General features: G+C 74.0%; 25 protein-coding genes and 1 pseudogene. 12 read left to right on the top strand and 14 right to left on the bottom strand.

The window, feature by feature from the left end; all coding sequences use genetic code 11:
- Positions 1-61 precede the first annotated feature (61 nt).
- The 5 genes from ACH4ZX_RS00585 to ACH4ZX_RS00565 all read left to right on the top strand — a co-directional run bounded on the left by ACH4ZX_RS00585 (position 62) and on the right by ACH4ZX_RS00565 (position 3,970).
- Positions 62-853, top strand: coding sequence for a DUF2249 domain-containing protein (locus tag ACH4ZX_RS00585; protein WP_398265211.1), 792 nt, complete (start codon positions 62-64; stop codon positions 851-853).
- Positions 854-1,264: 411 nt separating this feature from the next.
- Positions 1,265-1,375, top strand: a complete 111-nt coding sequence (locus ACH4ZX_RS00580; RefSeq protein WP_398265209.1) for a keywimysin-related RiPP — start codon at positions 1,265-1,267, stop codon at positions 1,373-1,375.
- Positions 1,376-1,402: 27 nt separating this feature from the next.
- Positions 1,403-3,253: a lasso peptide isopeptide bond-forming cyclase gene (locus ACH4ZX_RS00575; protein WP_398265206.1), complete on the top strand. Its 1,851-nt coding sequence runs from the start codon at positions 1,403-1,405 to the stop codon at positions 3,251-3,253.
- Positions 3,254-3,281: 28 nt separating this feature from the next.
- Positions 3,282-3,536, top strand: coding sequence for a lasso peptide biosynthesis PqqD family chaperone (locus ACH4ZX_RS00570; RefSeq protein ID WP_398265203.1), 255 nt, complete (start codon positions 3,282-3,284; stop codon positions 3,534-3,536).
- Entirely contained in the window at positions 3,533-3,970 is a 438-nt protein-coding gene (locus tag ACH4ZX_RS00565; protein WP_398265200.1) for a lasso peptide biosynthesis B2 protein, read from the top strand. Before ACH4ZX_RS00570 ends, ACH4ZX_RS00565 begins: the two co-directional genes overlap by 4 nt.
- Positions 3,971-4,037: 67 nt before the next feature.
- On the opposite strand, the gene ctaD is transcribed toward ACH4ZX_RS00565, so the two are convergent.
- A complete protein-coding gene (gene ctaD, locus ACH4ZX_RS00560; RefSeq protein WP_398265197.1) occupies positions 4,038-5,735 on the bottom strand; it encodes a cytochrome c oxidase subunit I in 1,698 nt (565 codons plus the stop codon).
- 241 nt (positions 5,736-5,976) lie between these two features.
- Between ctaD and ACH4ZX_RS00555 the strand changes: the two genes are divergently transcribed.
- Both ACH4ZX_RS00555 and ACH4ZX_RS00550 read left to right on the top strand, forming a co-directional pair.
- Positions 5,977-6,513, top strand: a complete 537-nt coding sequence (locus ACH4ZX_RS00555; protein WP_398266635.1) for a hypothetical protein — start codon at positions 5,977-5,979, stop codon at positions 6,511-6,513.
- Positions 6,514-6,643: 130 nt separating this feature from the next.
- Complete coding sequence (locus ACH4ZX_RS00550) at positions 6,644-7,201, top strand: hypothetical protein (protein ID WP_398265194.1); 558 nt, start codon at positions 6,644-6,646, stop codon at positions 7,199-7,201.
- A gap of 164 nt (positions 7,202-7,365) precedes the next feature.
- Here ACH4ZX_RS00550 and ACH4ZX_RS00545 read toward each other — a convergent pair.
- The 7 genes and pseudogenes from ACH4ZX_RS00545 to ACH4ZX_RS00515 all read right to left on the bottom strand — a co-directional run.
- Positions 7,366-7,769, bottom strand: a pseudogene (locus ACH4ZX_RS00545) (MFS transporter); the annotation flags it as partial.
- Between the two features lie 11 nt (positions 7,770-7,780).
- The gene (locus tag ACH4ZX_RS00540; RefSeq protein WP_398266632.1) at positions 7,781-8,347 is read right to left on the bottom strand and encodes a hemerythrin domain-containing protein; all 567 of its coding nucleotides are present in this window, start codon (positions 8,345-8,347) and stop codon (positions 7,781-7,783) included.
- Positions 8,348-8,526: 179 nt separating this feature from the next.
- Entirely contained in the window at positions 8,527-9,018 is a 492-nt protein-coding gene (locus ACH4ZX_RS00535; protein WP_398265191.1) for a DUF1360 domain-containing protein, read from the bottom strand.
- A gap of 86 nt (positions 9,019-9,104) precedes the next feature.
- A complete protein-coding gene (locus ACH4ZX_RS00530; protein ID WP_324784955.1) occupies positions 9,105-9,383 on the bottom strand; it encodes a metal-sensitive transcriptional regulator in 279 nt (92 codons plus the stop codon).
- Positions 9,384-9,537: 154 nt separating this feature from the next.
- On the bottom strand, positions 9,538-12,912 hold the full coding sequence (locus tag ACH4ZX_RS00525) for a pyruvate carboxylase (protein WP_398265187.1): 3,375 nt from the start codon (positions 12,910-12,912) through the stop codon (positions 9,538-9,540).
- 122 nt (positions 12,913-13,034) lie between these two features.
- Entirely contained in the window at positions 13,035-13,589 is a 555-nt protein-coding gene (locus tag ACH4ZX_RS00520) for a phosphodiester glycosidase family protein (protein WP_398265184.1), read from the bottom strand.
- Positions 13,523-14,359 carry a hypothetical protein gene (locus ACH4ZX_RS00515; protein WP_398265181.1) on the bottom strand — a complete coding sequence of 279 codons (837 nt, stop codon included), beginning with the start codon at positions 14,357-14,359 and terminating at the stop codon, positions 13,523-13,525. The genes ACH4ZX_RS00520 and ACH4ZX_RS00515 overlap by 67 nt, the downstream gene beginning before the upstream one ends.
- A gap of 137 nt (positions 14,360-14,496) precedes the next feature.
- On the opposite strand from ACH4ZX_RS00515, the gene ACH4ZX_RS00510 reads away from it, so the two are divergent.
- Together ACH4ZX_RS00510 and ACH4ZX_RS00505 are read left to right on the top strand one after the other, a co-directional pair.
- On the top strand, positions 14,497-14,856 hold the full coding sequence (locus tag ACH4ZX_RS00510; RefSeq protein ID WP_398265178.1) for a DUF779 domain-containing protein: 360 nt from the start codon (positions 14,497-14,499) through the stop codon (positions 14,854-14,856).
- A 77-nt stretch (positions 14,857-14,933) separates the two neighbouring features.
- Positions 14,934-16,181, top strand: coding sequence for a phosphodiester glycosidase family protein (locus ACH4ZX_RS00505; RefSeq protein WP_398265175.1), 1,248 nt, complete (start codon positions 14,934-14,936; stop codon positions 16,179-16,181).
- 3 nt (positions 16,182-16,184) lie between these two features.
- On the opposite strand, the gene ACH4ZX_RS00500 is transcribed toward ACH4ZX_RS00505, so the two are convergent.
- From ACH4ZX_RS00500 to ACH4ZX_RS00475, 6 genes are all read right to left on the bottom strand, one after another.
- Positions 16,185-16,379, bottom strand: a complete 195-nt coding sequence (locus ACH4ZX_RS00500; protein ID WP_324784951.1) for a hypothetical protein — start codon at positions 16,377-16,379, stop codon at positions 16,185-16,187.
- 100 nt (positions 16,380-16,479) lie between these two features.
- Positions 16,480-17,343, bottom strand: coding sequence for a phosphatidylinositol-specific phospholipase C/glycerophosphodiester phosphodiesterase family protein (locus tag ACH4ZX_RS00495; protein WP_398265171.1), 864 nt, complete (start codon positions 17,341-17,343; stop codon positions 16,480-16,482).
- 231 nt (positions 17,344-17,574) lie between these two features.
- Positions 17,575-18,648 (bottom strand): acyl-CoA dehydrogenase family protein, encoded by a 1,074-nt coding sequence (locus tag ACH4ZX_RS00490; RefSeq protein ID WP_398265168.1) that lies wholly within the window; start codon positions 18,646-18,648, stop codon positions 17,575-17,577.
- A complete protein-coding gene (locus tag ACH4ZX_RS00485) occupies positions 18,645-19,826 on the bottom strand; it encodes an acyl-CoA dehydrogenase family protein (RefSeq protein WP_398265165.1) in 1,182 nt (393 codons plus the stop codon). The genes ACH4ZX_RS00490 and ACH4ZX_RS00485 overlap by 4 nt, the downstream gene beginning before the upstream one ends.
- Positions 19,823-20,788: an NADPH:quinone oxidoreductase family protein gene (locus ACH4ZX_RS00480; protein ID WP_398265162.1), complete on the bottom strand. Its 966-nt coding sequence runs from the start codon at positions 20,786-20,788 to the stop codon at positions 19,823-19,825. Before ACH4ZX_RS00480 ends, ACH4ZX_RS00485 begins: the two co-directional genes overlap by 4 nt.
- A gap of 153 nt (positions 20,789-20,941) precedes the next feature.
- On the bottom strand, positions 20,942-21,520 hold the full coding sequence (locus ACH4ZX_RS00475) for a helix-turn-helix domain-containing protein (RefSeq protein WP_398265159.1): 579 nt from the start codon (positions 21,518-21,520) through the stop codon (positions 20,942-20,944).
- Positions 21,521-21,598: 78 nt separating this feature from the next.
- On the opposite strand from ACH4ZX_RS00475, the gene ACH4ZX_RS00470 reads away from it, so the two are divergent.
- The 3 genes from ACH4ZX_RS00470 to ACH4ZX_RS00460 are packed head-to-tail and all read left to right on the top strand — an operon-like array spanning position 21,599 to position 24,596.
- Entirely contained in the window at positions 21,599-22,552 is a 954-nt protein-coding gene (locus ACH4ZX_RS00470) for an NAD(P)/FAD-dependent oxidoreductase (protein WP_398265156.1), read from the top strand.
- Between the two features lie 41 nt (positions 22,553-22,593).
- Positions 22,594-24,132: an ATP-dependent DNA ligase gene (locus tag ACH4ZX_RS00465; protein ID WP_398265153.1), complete on the top strand. Its 1,539-nt coding sequence runs from the start codon at positions 22,594-22,596 to the stop codon at positions 24,130-24,132.
- Positions 24,129-24,596 carry an NUDIX domain-containing protein gene (locus ACH4ZX_RS00460; RefSeq protein ID WP_398265150.1) on the top strand — a complete coding sequence of 156 codons (468 nt, stop codon included), beginning with the start codon at positions 24,129-24,131 and terminating at the stop codon, positions 24,594-24,596. The genes ACH4ZX_RS00465 and ACH4ZX_RS00460 overlap by 4 nt, the downstream gene beginning before the upstream one ends.
- Positions 24,597-24,654 lie beyond the last annotated feature (58 nt).

Genomic DNA, 24,654 nt, shown 5'->3' with positions numbered 1-24,654 from the left:
ATATTCGAAGTGCAGTCCCGCACCCGGCCGTCAGGCCGCCATCCAGCGCTGGAGACTCAGCATGAGCACTGTCACGTTCGCGTCGGACCCCCAGGACGCCCAGGCCGTCGAAGCCGTCGAAGCACACCACGCCCAGCTGGCGGGCGAGCTGGGCGGACGGGTCACCCTGCTGATCGACGCCGTGGACCGCGATCCCGCCTCGGCGGAGGACATCCGCGCCGGTCTCGTCACCTTCTGCGAGCGTGAACTCGTCCCGCACGCCCTGGCCGAGGAGTCCGCTCTCTACCCCGCCGCACACGGCACCGTGGAGGCCCGCCTGCTGATCGACGGCATGCTCGCCGAGCACCGCAGGATCACGGACCTGGTGGACGCGCTGCGCACCGCCCCCTCCCCGGCCCGCGCGGCGAGCGACGCCCGCGCGCTCCAGGTGCTGTTCGAGGAGCATCTGGACAAGGAGAACGAACTCGTCCTGCCGTTGATCGCGGCCTCTCCCGACATCTCCCTGGCCGAACTGCTCGGCGGGATGCACGAACTGCTGGGCGGCCACGCGCACACCGACAGCGAGGCCGAGGGCGAGAAGTCCGGCGGCTGCGGCGGCGGTTGCGGCTGCGGCGGCTCGGACGAGGCCGACGTGCCCGAACTGGACGCCCGCGCCGTCCCGCACGCGCTGCGCCACGCCACCGTCTTCGGCGCCCTCGACGTCGTCGCCCCGGGCCGGGCCATGGTGCTCGTCGCCCCGCACGACCCGCTGCCGCTGCTGAGCCAGATCGAGGCCCGCGACCCCGGCGCCTTCCAGGTGGAGTACGTGGAGCGCGGCCCGGAGGCCTGGCGCCTGCTGTTCACCCGCCGCTGACAGCACGGCGAGCGGACCGTGGCCCGGTGTGCGACGGGCCACGGAACGCGCCCCCGGAGCCGCCCCCCGGCGCGGCTGCCGTCGCGCGCGGGGGGCGGCGCCCGCGAACACCTGCCGCAGCGCACGTCGAAACGTTTATGCGGGGCCCTCGGACATGCCGGCCCGCCGGACGGTTCCGCGCCGGCGGAATCCGCGAGGAAGGGAGCGCACACCCCGCGGAGTCCGGATTCTGCATATGGTCGGAGATTTCCGCATGCTCTTGCCCGATCCTCACGTCCTGCAGCCAACTGGAGCCGCGCCCGCTTCCTGGCCCGGGTTCCGGATGAACTCGGCCGGCCGACGGCACACGGGGCATGCCCCTGAGCCGCCGGCCGGGGAAGCGGTCGGGAGAACCGCACGTGAGGAGTAGTCATGAAGAAGGCATACGAGGCCCCGACACTCGTCCGGCTCGGCGACTTCCGGAAGGAGACCGGGCTGCTGATGCGCTCCGGCAACGACCGGCTGATCCTGAGCAAGAACTGACGACGACGGTTTCCCTGACCCGACGTCATGACTGAGCTGCACGAAAGTGCGGGAACGGGCCCCGGCGACGCGCACTTCACGGTCTTCGCGGACCGTGCGGACGCCGCCGCCGTGGCCCGCTCCTTCTCCCGCCCCCGAGTCCGCACCCTCACACACGCGTCCGGCCGGCCCTGGCTGGTCGGCCACTGGCACGACGACGAGGTCCGCGCGGCCCGCGTCGGCAGCGCCGCCGTCGCCGTCGTCGGCTGCTGCCCGCTCGACACCGACGAACTGCGCCGCCGCACCGCACGGTTGCGCGACCTGGCGGAACTCGACGCGCTGGCCCGGGCCCTGCCCGGCAGCTTCCACCTCGTCGGCGCCCTCGACGGGCGGATCCGGGTCCAGGGCACCGCCTCCGGACTGCGCCTCGTCTTCCACGCGGAGATCGACGGGGTGCGGGTGGCCGCGACCCGCGCCGACACGCTCGCCGCCGCCCTGGGAACCGACCCGGACCCGGAGCGACTTGCGGTCAGGCTGCTGTGGCCCGCCCCCTATCCGCTGTCCGAGGCGTCCATGTGGCGGGCGGTCACCGCCGTCCCGCCGCACGACGCCGTGATCGTCGGCACGGACGGGCGCACCGCGCGGCACACCCGGTGGTGGACCGCGCCCGAACCCGTCCGGCCGCTCGCCGACGCGGCCCCGCTGATCCGGCAGGCGCTGCAAGAGGCCGTCGACGCGCGTACCCGGCCGGGCGGCGTGGTGAGCTGCGACCTGTCCGGCGGCCTGGACTCGACCTCCGTCTGCTTCCTCGCCGACCGCTCCCCCGCCCGGGTGGTGGCCGCCACATGGCCGGGACGCGACCCCGCGGACACCGATCTGCACTGGGCCCGGCGGGCCGCCGGGCACCTGCCGGACGTGGAGCACGTCGTCTGGGACGCCGACGCCTCACCGCTGGTCTACGAGGACCTGCTGGACATCGACGACCTCCTCGACGAACCCACCATCGGCGTCATGGACCGCTCCCGGGTCCTGCACCACCTGCCCGCTCTCGCCGCCCGCGGCAGCCGGCTGCACCTGACCGGCATCGGCGGGGACCATGTGGCGTGGTGCTCCGAGGCGTACTACCACCGGCTGCTGCGCACCCGGCCGCTGTTCGCGCTGCGCCAGTTGCGCGGGTTCCGGGCGCTGTGGCAGTGGCCGCTCGGCGGCACGGTCCGCGCCCTGGCCGACGCCCGGCCGTACGGCAGGTGGCTCGCCGACGCCGCGGGCGGGCTGCGCGGCCCGTTGCCGCCGTCCGTCGCCACGGGGCTCGGCTGGGGCATGGCCCCGCGCCTGTTCGACTGGGTGACCCCCGAGGCCGAACGGATGGCCCGCCGGGCCCTGCTCGCCGCCGCGGCGACGGCCTCTCCGCTGCACCCGGACCGCGGACTGCACACCGACCTGGAGCAGATCCGCTCGTGCTCCCGCGTCATCCGGCAGTTGGACCGGATGGCGGCCCGCGCCGGTCTGCCGATGGCGTCCCCGTTCCTCGACGACCGGGTCATCGAGGCGTGTCTCGCCGTACGCCCGTCCGAGCGCGTGACGCCGTGGGCGTACAAGCCCGTCCTGGGCGCGGCGATGCGCGGGATCGTGCCCGAGGACTGCCTGCGGCGGGCCGACAAGGCCTCGGCCTCCATGGACGCCTCCAACGGGCTGCGCGCACACCGCGCCGACCTGCTGGCGCTGTGGGAGGACTCCCGGCTGGAGCGACTCGGCCTGGTGGACGGCGCCGAACTGCGCCGCCTCGCCCGCCGGCCCGCCTCACCGGGGCTGTCCGACGCCATCCTCTACTCGACGATCGCCACCGAGGTGTGGCTGCGCGGACGTACCCGCGACCACGCCCCCGTTCCCCGACCCTGACCGATCCCGACGTCAGAAAGGCCCTCACATGCCCCTGCGGTTCGGCGACACCGTCTCCACGGCCGAGACCGACTACGGCACCGTGCTGCTGGACGAAGGAGCAGGAACCTACTGGGAGTTGAATCCGACCGCCACCCTCGTGGTGCGCACGCTCATCGGCGGCGGCGAGGAGGCGGACGCGGCTGCCGCGCTCGTCGAGGAGTTCGACGTCGACCGGGCGCAGGCCATGCGGGACGTCGAGGCGCTCGTGCGGCAGCTCCGCGGGTCGGGGCTCGCCTCATGACGACGCCCAGCGCTCTCGAACGGCCCACCGGCGTGCCCCTGACGCGCCGTCTGACCGCCCGCCTCGTGCTGCTCCCCGCGATCGTCATCGCCCTGCTGCCGCCGCGGCGCATCCGGGCCGTCCTCGGCGTCCTGCGGCGCGGCGCCGCGCCCGCCACCGCCGAGCAGGCCCGCAGCGCGCGGGACGCGATGTGCGCCGCCAGCCTGCGCTGCGCCGGACCGAAGGGGTGCCTGCCGCGTTCCCTCGGGGCCGCGCTGCTGTGCCGGCTCGGCGGGACGTGGCCGACCTGGTGCACCGGCGTGCGGGTCGTCCCGCCGTTCACCGCGCACGCCTGGATCGAGGCGGACGGCGCTCCCGTCGGCGAGGGCGTGCCGGAGGGCTACTTCGCACGGCTGATGGCCGTCGGCCCGCCGCCACGGCCGACGGGCCGATGACTGGCACGGCGGTCCCGCCCGGCGAGCGGGCCACGCCCGGCGCGGACAGGTCCGCCCGAAGTCGGGCTCAGTGCCCCGGGGCGTCCAGGGCGTCGCGCCGTCCGGTGTCCTCCTTGTGGTCGTACTGTGCCGCCTCCGGGTGGTGCAGGTCGAAGGCCGGGGACTCGGAGCGGACGCGCGGCAGGGTGGTGAAGTTGTGGCGCGGGGGCGGGCAGGAGGTGGCCCATTCGAGGGAACGCCCGAAGCCCCAGGGATCGTCGACCTCGATCCGCTCGCCGTGCCGGGCGGTCTTCCACACGTTGTAGAGGAACGGCAGCGTGGACAGCCCCAGCAGGAAGGCGCCGATGGAGGAGATGGTGTTGAGGGCGGTGAAGCCGTCGGCGGCCAGGTAGTCGGCGTAGCGGCGGGGCATGCCCGAGGTGCCCAGCCAGTGCTGGACGAGGAAGGTGGTGTGGAAGCCGACGAACAGCGTCCAGAACTGGATCCGCTCCAGTCGTGCGTCGAGCATCTTCCCGGTCATCTTGGGCCACCAGAAGCTGAACCCGCCGAACATCGAGAAGGCGATCGTGCCGAACAGGACGTAGTGGAAGTGCGCGACCACGAAGTAGGTGTCCGTGACCTGCCAGTCCATGGGCGGGGAGGCCAGGATGACGCCGGTCAGGCCGCCGAAGAGGAAGGTGACGAGGAAGCCGAGCGCCCACAGCATCGGCGGTTCGAACGACACCGACCCCTTCCACATGGTGCCGATCCAGTTGAAGAACTTCACGCCGGTGGGTACGGCGATGAGGTAGCTCATGAAGGAGAAGAACGGCAGCAACACCGCCCCGGTGGCGAACATGTGGTGGGCCCACACGGTCATGGACAGTCCCGCGATGGAGATGGTGGCGCCGATCAGGCCGATGTAGCCGAAGACCGGCTTGCGGGAGAACACCGGGATGATCTCGCTGATCACGCCGAAGAACGGCAGGGCGAGGATGTACACCTCGGGGTGGCCGAAGAACCAGAACAGGTGCTGCCACAGCAGCGCTCCGCCGTTGGCGGCGTCGAAGACGCGGGCGCCGAAGCGCCGGTCGGCCTCCAGCACGAGCAGGGAGGCGGCCAGCACGGGGAAGGCGAGCAGCACCAGCACCGAGGTGAGCAGCACGTTCCAGGTGAAGATCGGCATGCGGAACATGGTCATGCCGGGGGCGCGCAGGCAGATGATCGTGGTGACGAAGTTGACCGAGCCGAGGATCGTGCCGAACCCGGCCAGCGCCAGGCCCGTGATCCACAGGTCCCCGCCGACGTAGGCGCTGCGGACGGGTCCGCTGAGGGGGGTGTAGGCGGTCCAGCCGAAGTCGGCGGCGCCCTGCGGGGTGAGGAAGCTGCCGAGGACGATCAGGCCGCCGAAGAGGAACAGCCAGTACGAGAGCATGTTCAGCCGCGGGAAGGCGACGTCGGGGGAGCCGATCTGCAGCGGCATGATCTCGTTGGCGAACCCCGCGAACGTCGGTGTCGCGAAGAGCAGCAGCATGATCGTGCCGTGCATGGTGAACGCCTGGTTGTACTGCTCGGTGGACATCAGCTGCATCCCCGGCCGGGCCAGCTCCGCCCGCATCACCATGGCCAGCGCCCCGCCGACCAGGAAGAAGCAGAACGAGGTGATCAGATACAGATGCCCGATCTTCTTGTGGTCGGTCGTGGTCAGCCAGGTGACGATCACCCGGGCCTTGCCGCGGGGCTTCGCCGCCGGGACGGGTGCGACCGGTTCGGTGTGTGTCGCCATCAGCTACCTCGGGATCCGTCTGTCCACGGAAGGTTCGGCTGCGACCGGTGATCGAGCGCCCACCGAATCCCTCGGGGTGTCGGGCATTGCGTTACCAGGACAAGGGAATCCATTCGCGTTTTTCGACGCCACGCCCTGATCGACTGAGCGATTGAGCTGTACGGCCCCCGCGAACGGGTACTCGACGGCTGCCGTCGCCGGCCGCGCGGACGGCGACGAGGCGAATCGAAGGACCGAGATGATGAACCGGCTGCTCCCCGCCACCGGCCACCAGGGCTCGTCGCCGGGTGGTGTCTCGCCTCTTCTGGGCATCTACCTCAACGACCACCTGGCGGCCGCCACCGCCGGCGCCGGGCGGGCCCGGCACATGGTGCGGTCGTACCGCGGTTCGGCCCTCGCCGCCGCGCTGGAGCCGCTGGCCGCCGACCTCGCCGAGGACCGGGCGGCCCTGCTGGACATCATGCGGCGGCTCGGCATCCCGGTACGGCAGTACAAGGTGTACGCCGGGCGGGCGGCCGAGCGGGCGGGCCGGTTCAAGGCCAACGGCCGCCTCGTACGCCGTTCCCCGCTGACCCCGCTGGTGGAGGTGGAGGCGCTGCGGCTGGGGGTCGAGGGCAAGGTGGCCGCGTGGCGGGCGCTGCGCGAGCTCGCCGACGGCGGTGAGGAGCGGCTGGACGCGGACCTCCTCGACGGCCTGCTGGAACGGGCCCGCCGCCAGCGGGACGCGCTGGAGGAACTGCGCCGCCGACAGGTCGTCACGGCCTTCCGGGAGCAGTGAGGCCCCTTCGGGGCGGGTGTGGCCGAGCCCACGTCGGTGGTGGCGGCTCGGGCATGTCCGGGGGCGGGTGCCGAGAGCTACCGTTTCAGCAGTCCCCCGTTCCCCCTGGAAGCAGTTCGGACGGCCCGCTGTGCTCGCAGACCTCTCCCCCGTCATCGCCGCGACCACGCAATGGCTGATCCGCGCCTATCCGGCGTCCGGCGGGGCGCTGGCCTCCGCCCTGTGCGAGGTGCAGGCTCGTCAGGCGGTCACCGTGGCGGCATGGCTGCGCTATCCGACGGCGATGGACGCCGCGCTGCTCGGCATGACGGGCCCGGGCGGCTCGGCCCGGCTCGACCGGGTCATCGGTTCGGACGTCGGCCAGGACGCGCTGGACCCTGAGGACGCCGAGGACGTTCAGGACGCGGAGGACTCGGCCTGGCGCAGCTGGGTGGACGAGGTCGTGGCGAGCTGGGCGGCCTGTCTGCTCACCGATCCGGCACTCGCCGCGTCGGCGGTGGCCGGGCTGGCCGACGGCGAGCACGCGGCGGGCGTGCCGGTGGAGTTCCGGCGCCTGGTCCGGCCGGACGACCGCGACCGCCGGGCAGCGGCGCTGCTGCGCCACCCCGACCTGCTCGCCCCCGTGGCCGGCCTCCACCGCGCCCCGCTCCTGGACCGGCTCGGACCGGACCAGGCACTCATCGCCTGAGACGGACGAGACCGGGCGAAACTGGCGAGACCGGCGAGAACGATTGAGACCGGCGAGACCAGCGAGACCAGCGAGACCAGCGAGACCAGCGAGACCAGCGAGACCGATTGAAGCCGGTGAGACCGGTGAGACATCGCCGCCCGGGAACGGGCGGCGGGCGGTGAGGCCGCCGTACGCAGCGCCTCCCGGGCCGCCCGGTCGGCCGGCTCCGGCGCGAGCGGCACCGGACGGAGGGCGTGGCGGGACCGGGCCGGCAGGCCCGCGCCGATCGCGCCGATCGCGCCGATCGCGCCGGCGACGAGCGGGCCACCGGTCACCAGCGCTCCGCGCGGTCCCGCGAGTTCCACAGCAGGCTCAGGACGGGCGGGCCGCCGAGGCTCCACACGCCGAGGACGCGACCGCGCGGGTCGGTCTGCAGGACGGCCGTGCCCGCAGTGTCCGAGACGGACTCCGCCACGGCCATGGGCAGGACCGGCGCCGGCGGCACGGCCGGCGCCGGCGGCACGGCCGGCGTCGGCGGCAGTCCCGCCGCCAGTCGCAGCAGCCCGCCCGCCATGGCCGGGGCGCCCGCCCCGCTCGTCAGTCGTCCGTCTTGCCGCGGCCGGTCAGCGCATCGCGCAGCCGGTCGACCAGTCCGGCGCCCGGCGCCAGGAGCTTGTTGGCCGGCGGCTTGTCCGGAGCGGACGGGTGGGGACGGGTCGGGGCCGTCTTCTTCGCCTGCCGGACCTTGTCGCCGATCTCGTCCAGCGCTTCGGCGGAGCACGAGGCGCGCAGCCGGGGGAAGAGGTTCCGCTCCTCGTCCGCGACGTGCTCGCGGATCTCGGTCATCAGCATCCCGATGAGCCGGTCGAACTCGGCGTCGCCCGGCTCGCGGCTCTCCAGGTCCTTCATGATCTGCTCGGCCCGGGCGTGATCCTGCAGCTCCCGGTCGGCCAGCGCGTCGCCGCCGTCGACGTGCTTGCGGACGGCGGGGTAGAGATAGGCCTCCTCCGCCACCGAGTGCCGGACCAGCTCCATCGTGGCCTGCTCGGCGTAGGTCTTGCGGTCCTTCGCACCGGGCGGCAGCGCCTCGATGCGGCCGAAGATCTCCTCGACCTCGCGATGATCGGTCATCAGCTCGTCGATGACGTTCCCACCATGGCCCATGTCCACCACCTCCTGCCTGCGCACGGCGGGTCCGGCCGGACCCGCCTCGGCCCCACCGGGTGCCCCTCGTCGGCACGGCCACACCGCCTCGTCGACGGAGCGCCCCGGTTCACCTCCCCGGCCCCGGGTCCGACCGGGGGGCGGCCGACGGCCGGCGGCCGACGGCTGCGGCGCCTACGTCACTCCTCCGCGGTCCGCTGGGTCCACGTCCAGGCGTACTGCAGCCAGTCCGAGATGGTGACCGCGCCGAGGCCGGCGCAGACCAGGCGGGTGGCGCGGGGGGCGGCGGTGTAGCCGCAGACCAGGGCGCCGGCCAGCCAGACCGAGGTGCAGAAGGGGCACGACACCAGGTCGCCGACGGCGTGGCGCACGCCGCCTCCGCGCGGTTCGTCCATGACCTCGGGGCCTTCGCCCTCCCCCGTGCGGCGGGTGAACGGCGCCCGCACGAAGCTGGTGACCTTGTCGTTGGACAGCAGCCTGGACGCCTTGTACGTCGCCGCTCCCAGCAGGGCCACGTCCCACGGGGGCACCCGCTGCGGCAGCCGTACGCCGCGGCGCCGCGCCACCGCGGTGAACGCCGCGAGGCCCGTCGCGAAGACGCCGCTGAGCACGGCGTAGCCCGCCAGCGGCTCGTCGGACTCGTCGTCGTAGCGCGCGGCGACCGTCGTCATGGGGCCTCCCTGGAACACTGCCCGTCCGGTGTGCCGACCCCGGGTTCCCCCGCGCGGTGACGGTCACACCTGTGCCAAAGGCGGGGTCAGGCCAGGGACAGGAAGAGCTTCTCCAGGCGGGCGCGCATCTGGACGGAGTCCCGCACCTCGGGGTCCTCGCTGGTCATGCACTGTTCCAGCCCGGTCGCGATGATCGAGAACCCGGCCCGGTCCAGGGCCCGGGAGACCGCCGCGAGCTGGGTGACCACGTCCTCGCAGTCCCGGCCCTCCTCGATCATCCGGATGACGCCGGCGAGCTGGCCCTGGGCGCGCCGCAGCCGGTTGAGCGCCGACTTCAGCTCGTCGGCCGACATGTCGAGTTGCACACTTCCTCCTCGTATATACCCCCGCGGGTATCTTAACCCGCCAGGGCAACACGCCCCGGAAGCATTCTGTTCCCGTGACGGCGGCGACAGCGGCCGGGCGGCCCGACGCCGCCCGGACCGATTGTCACCCGCCCGCTCGTCGTGGCGTACGGGATCAGGCCAGCTCGACGAGCAGGTCACCGCCCTCCACCTGCTGGATGCGGTTGATGGCCAGGCGGGCGACCGTGCCGGCCTTGGGCGCGGTGATCGCGGCCTCCATCTTCATCGCCTCGATGGTGGCGACGGTCGCCCCGGCCGCCACCTCGTCGCCCTCGGCGACCGCGAGGGTCACCACGCCGGCGAACGGAGCGGCGACATGGCCGGGGTTGCCGCGGTCGGCCTTCTCCGTCACCGGCACGTCGGAGGCCGCCGCCTTGTCGCGGACCTGGATGGGGCGCAGCTGGCCGTTGAGCGTGGACATCACCGTCCGCATGCCGCGCTCGTCGGCCTCGCCGACCGCCTCCAGCTCGATGAGGAGCCGCACGCCGGGCTCGAGGTCGACGGCGTACTCCTTGCCCGGGCGCAGCCCGTAGAAGAAGTCCTTGCTGTCGAGGACGCTGGTGTCGCCGAAGGCCTGCCGGTGGGTCTCGAAGTCGCGGGTCGGGCCGGGGAACAGCAGCCGGTTGAGTGTGGCGCGCCGGTCCTTGGCCAGGCCCGTGCGGTCGTCCGCCGTCAGCTCCCGCACCGGCCGGGCCTCGGCGCGGCCCTGCAGCGCCTTGGTGCGGAAGGGCTCCGGCCAGCCGCCGGGCGGGGTGCCCAGCTCGCCGCGCAGGAAGCCGATCACGGAGTCGGGGATGTCGAACCGGTTCGGCTCCGCCTCGAAGTCCTCCGGCGTCACGTCCGCGCCGACGAGGTGCAGGGCGAGGTCGCCGACCACCTTGGACGACGGGGTGACCTTGACCAGGTGGCCGAGGATGCGGTCGGCGGCGGCGTACATCGCCTCGATCTCCTCGAAGCGGTCGCCGAGACCGAGGGCGACGGCCTGGGTGCGCAGGTTGGAGAGCTGGCCGCCGGGGATCTCGTGGTGGTAGACGCGCCCGGTCGGGGAGGCTAGGCCCGCCTCGAACGGGGCGTAGATCCTGCGGACGCTCTCCCAGTACGGCTCCAGGTCGCCGACGGCCTGCAGGTCGAGCCCGGTGGGGCGCTCGGAGTGGTCGGTCGCCGCGACGATCGCCGACAGCGAGGGCTGCGAGGTGGTGCCCGCCATGGAGGCCACCGCCCCGTCGACCGCGTCGGCGCCGGCCTGGACCGCGGCGAGGTAGGTGGCGAGCTGGCCGCCCGCGGTGTCGTGGGTGTGCAGGTGCACCGGCAGGTCGAACTCGCGGCGCAGCGCCGAGACGAGCTTCGCGGCGGCCGGCGCGCGCAGCAGGCCCGCCATGTCCTTCACCGCCAGGACGTGGGCGCCCGCCTCGACGATCTGCTCGGCCAGGCGCAGGTAGTAGTCGAGGGTGTACAGGCGCTCGTTCGGGTCGGACAGGTCGGAGGTGTAGCAGAGGGCGACCTCGGCGACCGCGGTGCCGGTGGCCCGTACCGCGTCGATGGCGGGGCGCATCTGGCCGACGTCGTTGAGCGCGTCGAAGATCCGGAAGATGTCGATGCCGGTGGCGGCGGCCTCCTCGACGAAGGCGTCCGTCACCTCGGTCGGGTACGGGGTGTAGCCGACGGTGTTGCGCCCGCGCAGCAGCATCTGCAGGCAGATGTTGGGCACCGCCTCGCGCAGCGCGGCCAGCCGCTCCCACGGGTCCTCGGCGAGGAAGCGCAGGGCGACGTCGTAGGTGGCGCCGCCCCAGCACTCCAGGGACAGCAGCTCGGGCAGGGTCCGCGCGACGACGGGCGCGACGGCGAGCAGGTCCTTGGTGCGCACCCGGGTGGCGAGCAGCGACTGGTGGGCGTCGCGGAAGGTGGTGTCGGTGATGCCGATGGTCGGCGACTCGCGCAGCCGGCGGGCGAAGCCCTCGGGGCCGAGCTCGACGAGCCGCTGCCGGGAGCCCGCGGGCGGCTCGCCGGCGGGCAGCGGGGGCAGCTTGGTGACCGGGTCGATCAGGTCGGGCCGCTCGCCGTGCGGCCGGTTCACGGTGACGTCGGCGAGGTAGGTGAGCAGCTTGGTGCCGCGGTCGGCCGAGGAGCGCGCGGTCAGCAGGTGCGGGCGCTCCTCGATGAACGCCGTCGTCACCCGGCCGGCCTGGAAGTCCGGGTCGTCGAGGACCGCCTGCAGGAACGGGACGTTGGTGGCCACGCCCCGGATGCGGAACTCGGCCACGGCGCGCCGGGCCCGGCCGATCGCGGCCCGGAAGTCGCGTCCCCGGCAGGTGAGCTTGACCAGCATCGAGTCGAAGTGGGCGCTGATCTCCGTGCCGGCGTGCGTGGTGCCGCCGTCCAGCCGGATGCCGGAGCCGCCGGGCGAGCGGTAGGCGCTGATCCGGCCGGTGTCCGGGCGGAAGCCGTTGGCGGGGTCCTCGGTGGTGATACGGCACTGCAGGGCCGCGCCGTGCAGCTTCACGGTGTCCTGGGAGAGGCCGAGGCCGGCGAGCGTCTCGCCGGAGGCGATGCGCAGCTGGGCCTGGACCAGGTCGACGTCGGTGACCTCCTCGGTGACCGTGTGCTCGACCTGGATGCGCGGGTTCATCTCGATGAAGACGTGGTTGCCGTCGCGGTCGAGCAGGAACTCCACGGTGCCCGCGTTGCGGTAGCCGATCTCGCGGGCGAAGCGGACCGCGTCGGCGCAGATGCGGTCCCGCAGCTCCGGGTCCAGGTTGGGCGCGGGCGCCATCTCGATCACCTTCTGGTGCCGGCGCTGGAGCGAGCAGTCGCGCTCGAAGAGGTGGATGACGTTGCCCTCGCCGTCGGCGAGGATCTGCACCTCGATGTGGCGGGGGTCGACGACGGCCTTCTCCAGGAAGACGGTGGGGTCGCCGAACGCGGACGCCGCCTCCCGGGACGCGGCCTCGATCGACTCGCGCAGCTGCGCGGGCTCCGTCACCCGCCGCATGCCGCGGCCGCCGCCGCCCGCGACCGCCTTGACGAAGACGGGGAAGCCGATCTCCTCGGCGGCGCGGACCAGTTCGTCCACGTCCGTGGAGGGCGCGGAGGAACCGAGCACGGGGACGCCGGCCGCGCGGGCGGCGGCCACCGCGCGCGCCTTGTTGCCGGTCAGCTCGAGGGTGTCGGCGCTGGGGCCGACGAAGGTGATGCCGGCCTCCTCGCAGGCGCGCGCCAGCTCGGGGTTCTCGGACAGGAACCCGTACCCCGGGTACACCGCGTCCGCGCCCGCCCGCCGCGCGGCGCGGACGATCTCCTCGACGGAGAGGTACGCCCGCACCGGGTGCCCGGGCTGGCCGATCTCGTACGCCTCGTCGGCCTTGAGCCGGTGCAGCGAGTTGCGGTCCTCGTGCGGGAAGACGGCGACGGTGCGGGCTCCCAGCTCGTAACCCGCCCGGAATGCCCTGATCGCGATCTCACCACGGTTGGCGACCAGCACCTTGCGGAACATCGCCGCTCCCTTCAGCCTGCCAGTGACTGCACCATCGTCGCGGGGGCACCGTCGGCACGCCATGTGAGCCAAGTCACTCTGCCGTCGTGCGGGCCCGTCAGCCGCCCCGCGAGAGCCGTCGCTCAGCCGCGGCGGTAGGGGCGGTCGAGGAAGACCAGGGCGTCGCCGACGGCCCGCTCGGCCGTCCCGCTCGGCCGGTTGACCAGCTGTCCGCGGACCGACATCGCCGTGGAGCCGCCGCCGTCGAGGTTGACCGCGTCCCGCAGGCCCAGCGCCCGGGCGACGGCCGCGGTCTCGTCCATCGTGGTGCCGACGCCGGTGGTCATGCGGCCGTCGACGGTGGCGAGCACGATCCTGCCGTCCTTCGTCGTGCCGGCGATCGTGCGGGGGTTGCGGTCGAAGAAGCCGCCGGTGCCCGCCGGGACGACGACGCGGCCGTCCCGGGTGAGGCGGTAGCGGCCGTTCACGCCGGACAGGCCGGACCGCAGGGGCAGTTCCTCGCCCTCCTCGTCGGTCAGCACGGACGTGGTCCGCAGGCATCCGCCGTCCGCCACCCGCAGCAGGGCCGCCGCGTCCTGGCCGGTGGCCTGCAGCGAGGTCTGGCCGGAGGTCAGCTCCGTGCCCCGCTGCGCCGACGTGCGGACCGCACAGCCACGCCGGTCGAGGACCACCTCCACGCCCGCTCCGGACGGGGTGGCGGCGGCGAACTCGGGGGTGAACTGAACGACATCGCCGGGAAGGCGCACCGCGTCGGGTCGCCGAGGCCGGCGCAGGCGGCCGGCACGACCGGCGGGTGGTTGACGTACTCCAGCGGCAGCACGGCGCCGGTGTTCCGGTTGCGCACGCTGCCGGTCCAGCCCAGGTGGCCCATGAGGACCCTGCCGCTGCGGGCGTCCACGACGAAGTCCGCCTCGGCCGGGTCGCCGGCCGGCTCGCTGAGGAGACGTCCGCCGTACAGCCCGAGCCCCACCGGGTCGCCGGGGTACTGGCGGTTCGCCGTGAACGTGAAGAAGGAGGCGTTGACCCCGGCGAGGGCGCCGGAGGAGCTCACGAGGTCGGTCGTCCTCTCGACGCCGGCCAGGTCCGGCCCGTACGTGGCCGCCAGGTGCCCGCGGGTGCGGTGCGGGTCGACGGTGAGGACGTTCACCCGCCACGGGCCGCGCGTGGTGGTGTTGATCCGGTCCGCCGGGGCGGGTTCGGTGCCCCGGACGATCCGGGTGAGCGTGACGCCGTCGGCGAGGGTCTCGGTGGAGCGGGTCTCCACCAGGTCGGCGTCGCCGAGCGGCAGGGCCGCCGCACCGCCCGGGGCGCCGGCGGCCGTGGCGTGGGCGGCCGGGGCGGGCACGAGGGTCAGCAGGGCGGCGGCCGTGACGGCGGCTGCGCGCAGGAGCACGTGTCCGGAGCCTTTTCCTCCGGAGCCCTTTCCGCGCAAGGAGTCGGCAGTCATGCCCGTCAGCGTGGCCGCCCGGGGTGAACTCCCGCCACGGTGCCTTTCGAGCCACCGGCGACAGGTACGGGATCACTCGGGGGCCGGGTCCGCGGCGCGCAACCCTGTCGCAACGTCGGGTGTGCTGCGCTGGGTTCATGTATGAGGAGATCCCCCGCGTCGAGTTGACGCCCGCGGCCGCCGACCTGGTGCGGCGGCTGCGCGCGGTGCACGGTCCGCTGATGTTCCACCAGTCCGGCGGCTGTTGCGACGGCAGCGCGCCGATGTGCTACCCGGAGGGCGAGTTCCGCACCGGCGGCTCGGACGTGCTGCTGGCGGAACTCCGGGTCGACGGCGTGGCGGAGCCGGTGACGTTCTGGATGTCGCGCAGTCAGTACGAGGTGTGGAGCCACACCCGGCTGATCGTGGACGTCGTCGAGGGACGGGGCAGCGGATTCTCGCTGGAAGCACCCGAGGGGGTGCGTTTTCTCACCCGTTCACGCGTAGTCGACGCCTGACCGCTCCCGCGGTCCGTCGCCGTCTGCTGCACTTCACCGGAAGTGCTGGACAGACGACGAGACCTCAAGGGGCAAGGGTGACGTTACGTCAGAGGCGTTGGGCGGCATACGGATCCGGCAGAGCGGTACTGGCGTTCCTGACGGCGCTCGGCGCGCTGGCCGGGGCCGCCCTCACGGGGGCGCCGCAGGCCGGCGCCGCGCAGCGCGCCACGGTGATCGCGCCGGGTGTCACGTACGAGGAGGTGGACTTCCAGGGGGCCAAGGGCACCGCCCGCGCCCATGTGCTGACCGTGGACCTGAGCGACGAGCGCGTGCGGGTCGGCCTGTTGTATCCGCGGGCGGTGGCCGCGCGGGCCGCGGTGTCCGCGCTGGCGGACGCCCAGGGCGCCGTCGCGGGCGTCAACGGGGACTTCTTCGACATCTCCGAGTCGCAGCATCCGGGCGTCGAGGCGACGGGCGCGACCGTCGGACCGGCGATCGCGGACGGGCGGGCGCTGAAGGCCGCGGTGCCGGCCGGGCAGCGCTTCGGCCCGGCGCTGCCGCCGGGGACCACCACGCGGGACGTGTTCGGCGTGGACGCCGACCGCAGGGCCCGCCTCGACCGCCTGTCGCTGGACGGTTCGGTCCGCACGCCCGCGGGAAGCCTGCCGCTCGGCGGGCTCAACCAGTACGCGCTGCCGGTGGGGTCGATCGGGGCCTTCACCTCCGACTGGGGCAGTGCCTCCCGGGTGCGCGCCACGTGCGGCACGGACACCGACCGGGCGGCGCCGTGCAGCACGGACACCTACGAGGTGACGATCCGTCACGGGCGGGTCGTGGAGACGTCCGACACACCGGGCGGGGGCGCCATCGCCGCCGGGACCACGGTGCTCGTCGGCCGGGAGGCGGGCGCGCAGCGGCTGCGGAAGTTCTCCGAGGGCGAGGCGGTGACGGTGTCGCACCGGCTGGTGGCGTCCGTGGCCCGGACGCCCTACCGTTTCGCGATCGGCGGCTACCCGGTCCTGAAGGACGGACGGCCCCTGCCGGGTCTCGACGACGCGGCCTCGGCCGTGCGCACGGCCGTCGGCGCCGCGGACGGCGGGCGTCGTCTGCTGCTGTTCGCGCTGGACGGCTCCCCGGAGTACCGCACCGGCCTGACGATCGCCGAAGTGGCGCGTGCCATGCGGGCGTTGGGATCGGTGGACGCCTTCAGCCTGGACGGCGGCGGGTCGACGACCCTGGTCGCCCGTGGGCCGGGCGCGGACTCCGTGACGGTGCGCAACCATCCGTCGGGGGGCGCGGAGCGCCTGGTCCCGAACGGCATCGGGGTGTTCAGCACGCCGTGAGCGTCACGGCCGAAGGCTGCCGACGATGTCCGCCGTCGCGGTGAAGCCGCTGTGGATGGTGGGCGCGATGCTGGAGCTCGCCAGGTAGAAGCCGAGCAGCCCGCACACCAGGGCGTGCGAGAACTTCAGTCCGCCGCTGCGCAGGAAGATCACCGCCAGGATCAGGAGCAGCAGCACCACAGAGATGGAAATGGCCATCGTCAACCTCCTCCGCCACGCCCGTTTCGCGGCGTTCGGCCGCAAGTGTGGCGCAGCGGAGGGGCGCTCCGGGTGGCTGACCTGTCCCCCGAACGTGTGGTTACGCCGCTTCGTGGGCGTCCAGGAACGCCTCCAGGCCGGCCAGGTCGTCCGTGTTGAGGTAGTCGACGCCGGCGGCGAGCAGTTCCGCCCACAGCGCGTCGCGGGCCGGTCCCGCCCCGTCCGGCGTGGCCCAGAAGCGCACCTTCTGACCGCGGGCGTGGGCCTGTTGGACGATGCCCCGCAGCCGGGTCCGCTCGGCGTCGGGGAAGGCGCCCACGCCGGGCCAGCTGAAGTTCAGGGTCCAGTTGTCGCTGATCAGCGGGATGAAGGAGGCGGGCGCGGAGCTGCCGAGGTCGGTGAGCCGGCCGTCGTAGAAGGCGTGGCGCACGGTCTGCGCCGCCATGGGGACGCGGGCCGCGCGGTCGCCGGAGACGACGGCGGTGACCGGTCCGGGCCGGACCCGGCCGTGGGCGCAGGCGGTGAACAGGTGCGAGTAGCGCCGGAGGTGGCGGTCGAGTTCGAGGTAGGTCGAGGAGCCCTCGGTCTTGATGTCGACGAGCAGTTGCAGCGGCTCGTGGTGACCCCGGTAGACGGAACCGCGGTTGGCCCTGACCCGGGCGGCCAGCGGGGCGAGGTAGAGGGATTCGAGGGTGCGGGCGGGGTCGAGGTCGACCGGGTCGTGGGCGACGAGGAGTTGGTCGCCGACCAGGTGGATGTCGGCCTCGACGCTGCCGAAGCGGTGGTCGAGGGCGTCGAGGAGGGGGCGCGGGTGCTCGTAGTCGTTGTGGGCGTGGGCGCGCCACAACGGGCGTGGTCCGCGCCCGCGTTCGCCGGCGAGTGCGTCTGCCGCGGGCAGGGCAACGGTGCCCGCGAGGGCGGCGCCGAAGGTGGTGAGGGCTCTGCGACGGGTGGTGAGGGCCATCTCTGCCTCCCTTTGAGGGCCGGGGGAACCTCAAGGAGTATGAGCTGCCCGGGCCCGCAAAGGGCCTGCCGCGCAGAGGAGTTGGCCGGAGTGCCGCCGTGTGTTCACCGCCGCCCCGGTGTCCGGGCGCGCGGAAGAACCCGCCCTGATCCGGGCGCGCGGAAGAGCCCGCCCTGATCCGGGCGCGCGGAAGAGCCCGCCCTGGTCCGGGCGGGCTCGTTCCGTGCGATCTCAGGGGGCTTGGAGGTCGACCAGTCCGGCGAGCGAGGCGCGGTGGGCGCCCGCCGTGCCGTAGGCGATCGAGTCGGCCTTGGCCCGTTTGAGGTACAGGTGGACCGGGTGCTCCCAGGTCATGCCGATGCCGCCGTGCAACTGCAGCGCCTCCTCGGCGGCGTGGACGGCGACGGGCGCCGCGTACGCCTGGGCGACGGCGACCGCGATGTCGGCGTCCTCGCCGACGGTGAGCGCGTCGGCCGCGTTGCGGGCGGCGGCGCGGAGGCTGACGACCTCCAGCCACAGCTGGGCGAGCCGGTGCTTGAGCGCCTGGAAGCCGCCGACGGGCCGGTTGAACTGCTTGCGCTCCTTCAGGTAGCGCACGGTCTCGGTCAGCGTCCACTCGGCGAGGCCGAGTTGCTCGGAGGCGAGCAGCCCGGCGCCGGCGCGCAGGGCACGCCGCACGGCGGGTCCGGCGTCTCCCAGCCGGCGGCCCGGGGCTCCGTCGAGGGCGACGGTGGCGAGCGGCCGGGTGAGGTCGAAGGACACCTGCGGGGTGACCGTGGCGTCGGAGGCGGCGACCGCGTACAGCCCGCCGTCGTCCGCGGGCACCAGCAGCACGTCGGCGCCGGCCGCGTCGGCGATGCCCGTCAGCTCCCCGTGCAGCGTGCCGTCGTCGACGCGTACGGCCGGGAAGGCCGCGCCCGGCGCGGTGTGCAGGCCGACGGCGAGCGCGCCGATCGTCGTCGCGGACGCCAGTTCGGTGAGCAGGTCGTCGGCCCCGCAGGCCAGCACGGCCTCGGTGGCGACGACCGCGCTCGTCAGGTAGGGCACCGGCGCGACGGCACGCCCCAGCTCCTCCAGCACGACGGCGGCCTCCCGGTGGGTGGCGCCCTGCCCGTCCAGTTCCTCGGGCACCAGCAGACCGGCGAGGCCCATGCCGTCGGTGAGCGCCTTCCACAGCCGGATGTCGTGCGGGGCGTCCGACTCGGTGCGCGCGATGACGCCCGCCGCGTCGCAGTGGTCCGCGAGCAGGGCGCGGACGGCGGCGCGCAGCGCCTCTTCCTCCTCCGAGTACAGCAGGTCGGTCATCGGGCCAGGTCCTTCCAGGCGACGTCCTTGTCGGTGCGCGGCTCGGCGGGCAGGCCCAGGACGCGCTCGGCGACGATGTTCAGCAGGACCTCGCTGGTCCCGCCCTCGATGCTGTTGCCCTTCGACCGCAGGTAGCGGTATCCGGCGTCGCGGCCGGTGAAGTCCACCAGCTCCGGCCGGCGCATGGTCCAGTCGTCGTACAACAGGCCCTCTTCGCCGCGGAGTTCGACCTCCAGGCCGCTGATCTCCTGGTTGAGGCGGGCGAACGCGAGCTTCATGCCGGCGCCTTCGGGGCCGGGCTGGCCGACGGTGAGCTGCTGGCGCAGGCGTTCGCCGGTGAGCCGGGCGACCTCGGCCTCCACCCAGAGCCTCAGCAGCCGCTGGTGCAGGTCGTGGGTGCGCAGCTCCGGGCGTTCCCGCCAGGTCTTCGACACCGGGCCGATCATGCCGCCCTCGCGGGGCAGCCGCATGCCGCCGATGGCGACGCGTTCGTTGTTCAGCGTGGTCTGCGCGACCCGCCAGCCGTCGCCGACCTCGCCGAGCCGGCGCGAGTCGGGGATGCGCACGCCGGTGAGGAAGACCTCGTTGAACTCGGCCTCGCCGGTGATCTGGCGCAGCGGGCGGACCTCGACGCCGGGGTCGGTCATGTCGCAGACGAAGTAGGTGATGCCCTGGTGCTTGGGCACGTCCGGGTCGGTGCGGGCGATGAGGATGGCCCAGCGGGCGAGGTGGGCGCTGGACGTCCACACCTTCTGCCCGTCGACCACCCAGGTGTCGCCCTCACGGACGGCGCGGGTGCCCAGCGCGGCCAGGTCGGACCCGGCGCCGGGCTCGCTGAAGAGCTGGCACCAGACCTCCTCTCCGGTCCACAGCGGCCGCAGATAGCGCCGCTTCTGCTCCTCGGTGCCGTACTTCAGGACGGTCGGCGCGGCCATCCCGAGGCCGATGCCGATGCGGCGGGGGTCGTTGTCGGGGGCGCCGGCGGCCTCCAGCTCGGCGTCCACGACGGCCTGGAGGGAGCGGGGTGCGCCGAGACCCCCGAGGCCCTCGGGGTAGTGCACCCAGGCGAGACCGGCGTCGAAGCGGGCCCGCAGGAAGTCCAGGCGGCCGGTGGTCGCGGGCGGGTTGGCGGCCAGCAGGTCGCGTGTACGGCGGCGCAGTTCCTCGACGTCGGTCATGCCGTCTCCTCCAGGGTCACGACGACGCGGCCGGTGGTCAGGCCGTCCGCCACCTTCTGCACGGCGCCCGCCGCCCCGCCCAGCGGCACGCGCTCGCTGACCAGCGGCTTGACGGCGCCCCGGGCGGCCAGCTCGGTGAGCTCCTCGTGGCAGTGCCGGACCAGCTTCGGGTTCTTGGTGTTGTACAGGCCCCAGTGCAGGCCGAGGATCGAGTAGTTCTTCACCAGGGCGTGGTTGAGCGCCGGGCTGGGGATGGTGCCGCTGGCGAAGCCGACGACCACGATCCGCCCCTCGAAGGCGACGGCCTTCGCGGACTGCGCGTACGCCGCGCCGCCGACGGGGTCGTAGATCACATCGGCGCCCCGCCCGCCGGTGGCCTCCTTGACCGCGGCGACGACGTCCTCGGCACGCCGGTCGACGACGAGGTCGCAGCCCAGCTCGCGGGCGACGGCGGCCTTCTCGGCGCCGCCGACGACGCCGATGACCCGGGCGCCCGCCGCCTTCCCGAGCTGGACGGCCGCGCTGCCGACGCCTCCGGCGGCGGCGTGCACCAGCAGCGTCTCGCCGGCCTGGAGACCGGCCCGGCGGTGCAGCCCGAACCAGCCGGTCTGGTAGCCGATGTGCAGGGCGGCGGCCTCGGCGTCGTCCAGGGAGCCGGGCGCGGGCAGGAGGGCGGCGGCGTCCGCGACGGCGTACTCGGCGAGGCCGCCGTACGGCAGCGCCGGGTTGGCGATCACGCGGCGCCCGTCCTCGGTCTCGGCGCAGATCTCCACGCCCGGTGTGAAGGGCAGCGGCGGGCGGACCTGGTACTGGCCCCGGCACAGCAGGGCGTCCGGGAAGTTGATGTTCGCGGCGCGCACCTTCAGCAGGACCTGGCCGTCGCCCGGCGTGGGCGTCGGGACCTGCTCCAGCCGCATCACCTCGCTCGGCTCGCCGTTCTCGTGCACTTGCCATGCCTGCATGCCGCGCCTCCACGGGACTGCGTCGTCGGACCGGGGTCGCCCCCGGGATCGACCGGGGCCGACGGCATACTAAGCGGTCGCTTGCCCATCAGGGAACAGTCGCCGCGCAACCGGCACCGCGTCACGGCCGCCCGGGCCGCAACCGGCACCGCGTCACGGCCGCCCGGGCCGCGCCCGGACGTGCATCCGCTCGCCCTGCGGCCCGAACAGGCTCAGGAACTCCACCGGCCCCTCCCCCGTCGACCCGAACCAGTGCGGCGTCCGCGTGTCGAACTCGGCCGCCTCGCCCGCCGTCAGCACGACGTCGTGCTCGCCCAGCACCAGCCGCAGCCGGCCGGACAGCACGTACAGCCACTCGTAACCCTCGTGGCTGCGCGGCTCGGGCACCTCATTCCGCCGCGGTTCGAGCACCTTGTACGCCCGGAGGCCGCCGGGCCTGCTGGTCAGCGGCCAGTGGGTGCGCCCGCCCCGCACGACCGGCTTCGACCGCACCCGCGGATCGCCGGCCGGCGGGGCGCCGACCAGCTCGTCCAGCGGCACCTGGTGGGCCCGCGCGAGCGGCAGCAGCAGCTCCAGGCTGGGCTTGCGCAGCCCGGACTCCAGCCGCGACAGCGTGCTCACCGAGATGCCGGTCGCCGCCGACAGCGCGGCGAGTGTCGCGCCCCGCTCCTTGCGGAGCCGCCTCAGCCGCGGGCCGACCTCCGCGAGGACCTCGTCCGTGTCGTCACTCATACGGTCATTGCAGTTTCGGCAAACAGGTTTGTCAATGCGGCAGCACCCGGGCCACCTTCTGCGTGGAGGTGGTCATCGATGACCCAGAGCACGATCCGGAAGCCCCGGAAGGCGGAGAAGTACGACGTGGTCGTCGTCGGAGGCGGCGCGGCCGGGCTGTCCGCCGCCCTGGTCCTCGGCCGGGCCCGGCGCAGCACCCTGGTCGTGGACGCGGGCGAGCCGCGCAACGCGCCGGCCGCCCACATGCAGGGCTATCTGTCCCGGGACGGCATGCCCCCGGCCGAGTTCCTGGCCGTCGGCCGCGAGGAGATCGCACGCTACGGCGTCGAGCTGGTGCGGGACCGGGCGGTCGGTGTCGCGCCGGGCTTCACCGTGTCCCTGGAGAGCGGCCGTACCGTGCGCGCCCGCCGCCTGATCGTCGCCACGGGCCTCGCGGACGAACTGCCCGGCGTTCCCGGCGTCGCCGAGCGTTTCGGCCGGGACGTGCTGCACTGCCCGTACTGCCACGGATGGGAGGTGCGCGACCGGGCCTTCGGTGTCCTGGCGACGACGCCGGCGAGCGTGCACCAGGCGCTGATGGTCACCCAGTGGTCGAAGGACGTGACCTTCTTCCCGCACACGGTCACCGGGTCGGACCTGTCGGACGACGACCTGCGCCGGCTCGCCGCGGCCGGTGTGCGGACGGTGCCCGGCGAGGTCGCCGGGCTGGTGGTCGACGACGACCGGCTCACCGCCGTGCGGCTGGCGGACGGGAGCACGCACAGCCTGGAGGTCCTGTTCACCGCGCCCCGTGCCGTCCCGCGCACGGACCTGCTGCGGCGGCTGGGCGCCGAGCTGCACGAGACGCCGTTCGGCGCCTACCCGGTGGTCGACGAGACGGGCCTGACGACCGTGCCCGGCGTGTGGGCGGCCGGCAACGTGCGGGGCTTCGCCGAGCAGGTCGTGAACGCGGCGGCCGGCGGCTACCGGGCGGCCGCCACGCTCAACGGGGAGCTGCTGATGAGCGACCTCGACAGCGCGGTTCGGGCGTAGGCGCAGGTGTGGCGGGGCCGCCCGCGGTGCACCATGACTGCATGCTGCTCGCCCGGCTGGCCCACGTGTCCCGGGAGGTCGCCGCCACCTCGGCGCGGTCCCGGAAGCAAGCCCTGCTCGCCGAGCTGTTCCGGGAGGCCGGGGCGGACGACGTGCCGGTGGTCATCCCCTACCTGGCGGGACGGCTGCCGCAGGGACGGCTCGGCATCGGCTGGAAGGTGCTGAGCCGTCCCGTCCCCCCGGCGGCCGAGCCGTCCCTGACGGTGCGCGAGGTCGACGCCCGCCTGACCGGGCTGGGCAAGGTGTCGGGCGCCGGCGCCCAGGCCGAACGGACCCGGATGGTCGGGGAGTTGATGGGCGCGGCCACGGAGGACGAGCAGCGGTTCCTGATCGGCCTGATCACCGGCGAGGTACGGCAGGGCGCCCTGGACGCCGTCGCGGTCGAGGGGCTGGCGCAGGCCACCGGGGCGCCGCCCGCGGACGTGCGCCGGGCGGTGATGCTGGCGGGCTCGCTGCAGGCGGTGGCGCAGGCGCTGCTCGGGGAGGGGCCGGCGGCGCTGGAGCGGTTCCGGCTCACCGTCGGCCGGCCGGTCCTGCCGATGCTGGCGCACAGCGCCTCGTCGGTGGCCGAGGCGGTCGGCAAGCTCGGCGCCGCGGCGGTGGAGGAGAAGCTGGACGGCATCCGGGTGCAGGTGCACCGCGACGGCGACGCCGTGCGGATCTACACCCGCACCCTCGACGACATCACCGCCCGGCTGCCCGAGGTGGCCGGTGCGGCGCTGCGGCTGAGGGGCGAGCGCTTCGTCCTGGACGGCGAGGTCATCGCCTTCGACGAGGCCGGCCGGCCGCGCCCCTTCCAGGAGATCGCCGGCCGCGTCGGCTCCAGCCTGGACGTGGCCGCGGCCGCGGAGACGGTCCCGGTCAGCCCCGTCTTCTTCGACCTGCTGTCGGTGGCGGACCGCGACCTGCTCGACCTGCCGTTCACCGAGCGGCACGCGGAGCTGGCGCGGCTGGTGCCCGCGCCGATGCGGGTGCGCCGCACCGTGGTCTCCGGCCCCGGTGACACCGCCGAGGCGGAGCGGTTCCTCGCCGGCACGCTGGCGCGCGGCCACGAGGGTGTGGTGGTCAAGGCCCTCGACGCCGCCTACAGCGCGGGCCGGCGCGGCGCGTCCTGGCTGAAGGTCAAGCCCGTGCACACGCTCGACCTGGTGGTCCTCGCCGCCGAATGGGGCCACGGCCGCCGCACGGGCAAGCTGTCCAACCTGCACCTGGGCGCCCGCGACGCCGACGGCTCCTTCGCCATGCTCGGCAAGACCTTCAAGGGCATGACCGACGCGATGCTCGCCTGGCAGACCGAGCGCCTGCGGGAACTGGCCGTCGAGGACAAGGGGTGGGGGGTGACCGTACGCCCCGAACTCGTCGTCGAGATCGCCTACGACGGCCTGCAGCGGTCCACACGCTACCCGGCCGGCGTCACGCTCCGCTTCGCCCGCGTGCTGCGCTACCGCGAGGACAAACGCCCCGAGGAGGCGGACACCGTGGAGACCCTGCTCGCCGCGCATCCGCGGGTGCGCCCGTGACGGCCCGGCACAGCGCGGGCCTGCTGCTGTACCGGCGCACCGGCGAGGGCCTGGAGGTGCTGCTCGGTCACATGGGCGGCCCGTTCTTCGCCCGGCGCGACGCCGGCGCGTGGACCGTGCCGAAGGGCGAGTACGAGCCCGGCGAGGAGAGCGCGCGGGAGGCCGCCCGCCGCGAGTTCCAGGAGGAGCTGGGACTGCCGCCGCCCGACGGCGAGGCCGTCCCGCTCGGCGAGGTCCGGCAGTCCGGCGGCAAGGTCGTCACGGCCTGGGCGGTCGAGGCCGACCTCGATCCGGCCACGGTCGTCCCGGGCACGTTCCGCATGGAGTGGCCGCCGGGATCGGGCCGGCCGGCGGAGTTCCCGGAGCTGGACCGGGTGGCCTGGTTCGCCCTGGAGCGGGCCCGCGAGGTGATCGTCAAAGCGCAGACGGCGTTTCTCGACCGCCTGGCCGAGCACTCGGCCTGACGGTCCCACGCGTTGCGCCGCCCCGCGCCGCGCGGGAAGGTCGAAGCAGGTCCGCTCA

Origin of the sequence: Streptomyces sp. NPDC020490 (assembly GCF_044335305.1) — a bacterium.
Taxonomy (GTDB): Bacteria; Actinomycetota; Actinomycetes; order Streptomycetales; family Streptomycetaceae; genus Streptomyces.
Note: the sequence above shows the minus strand (reverse complement) of the source record. Positions and strands in the feature narration are given on the sequence as shown.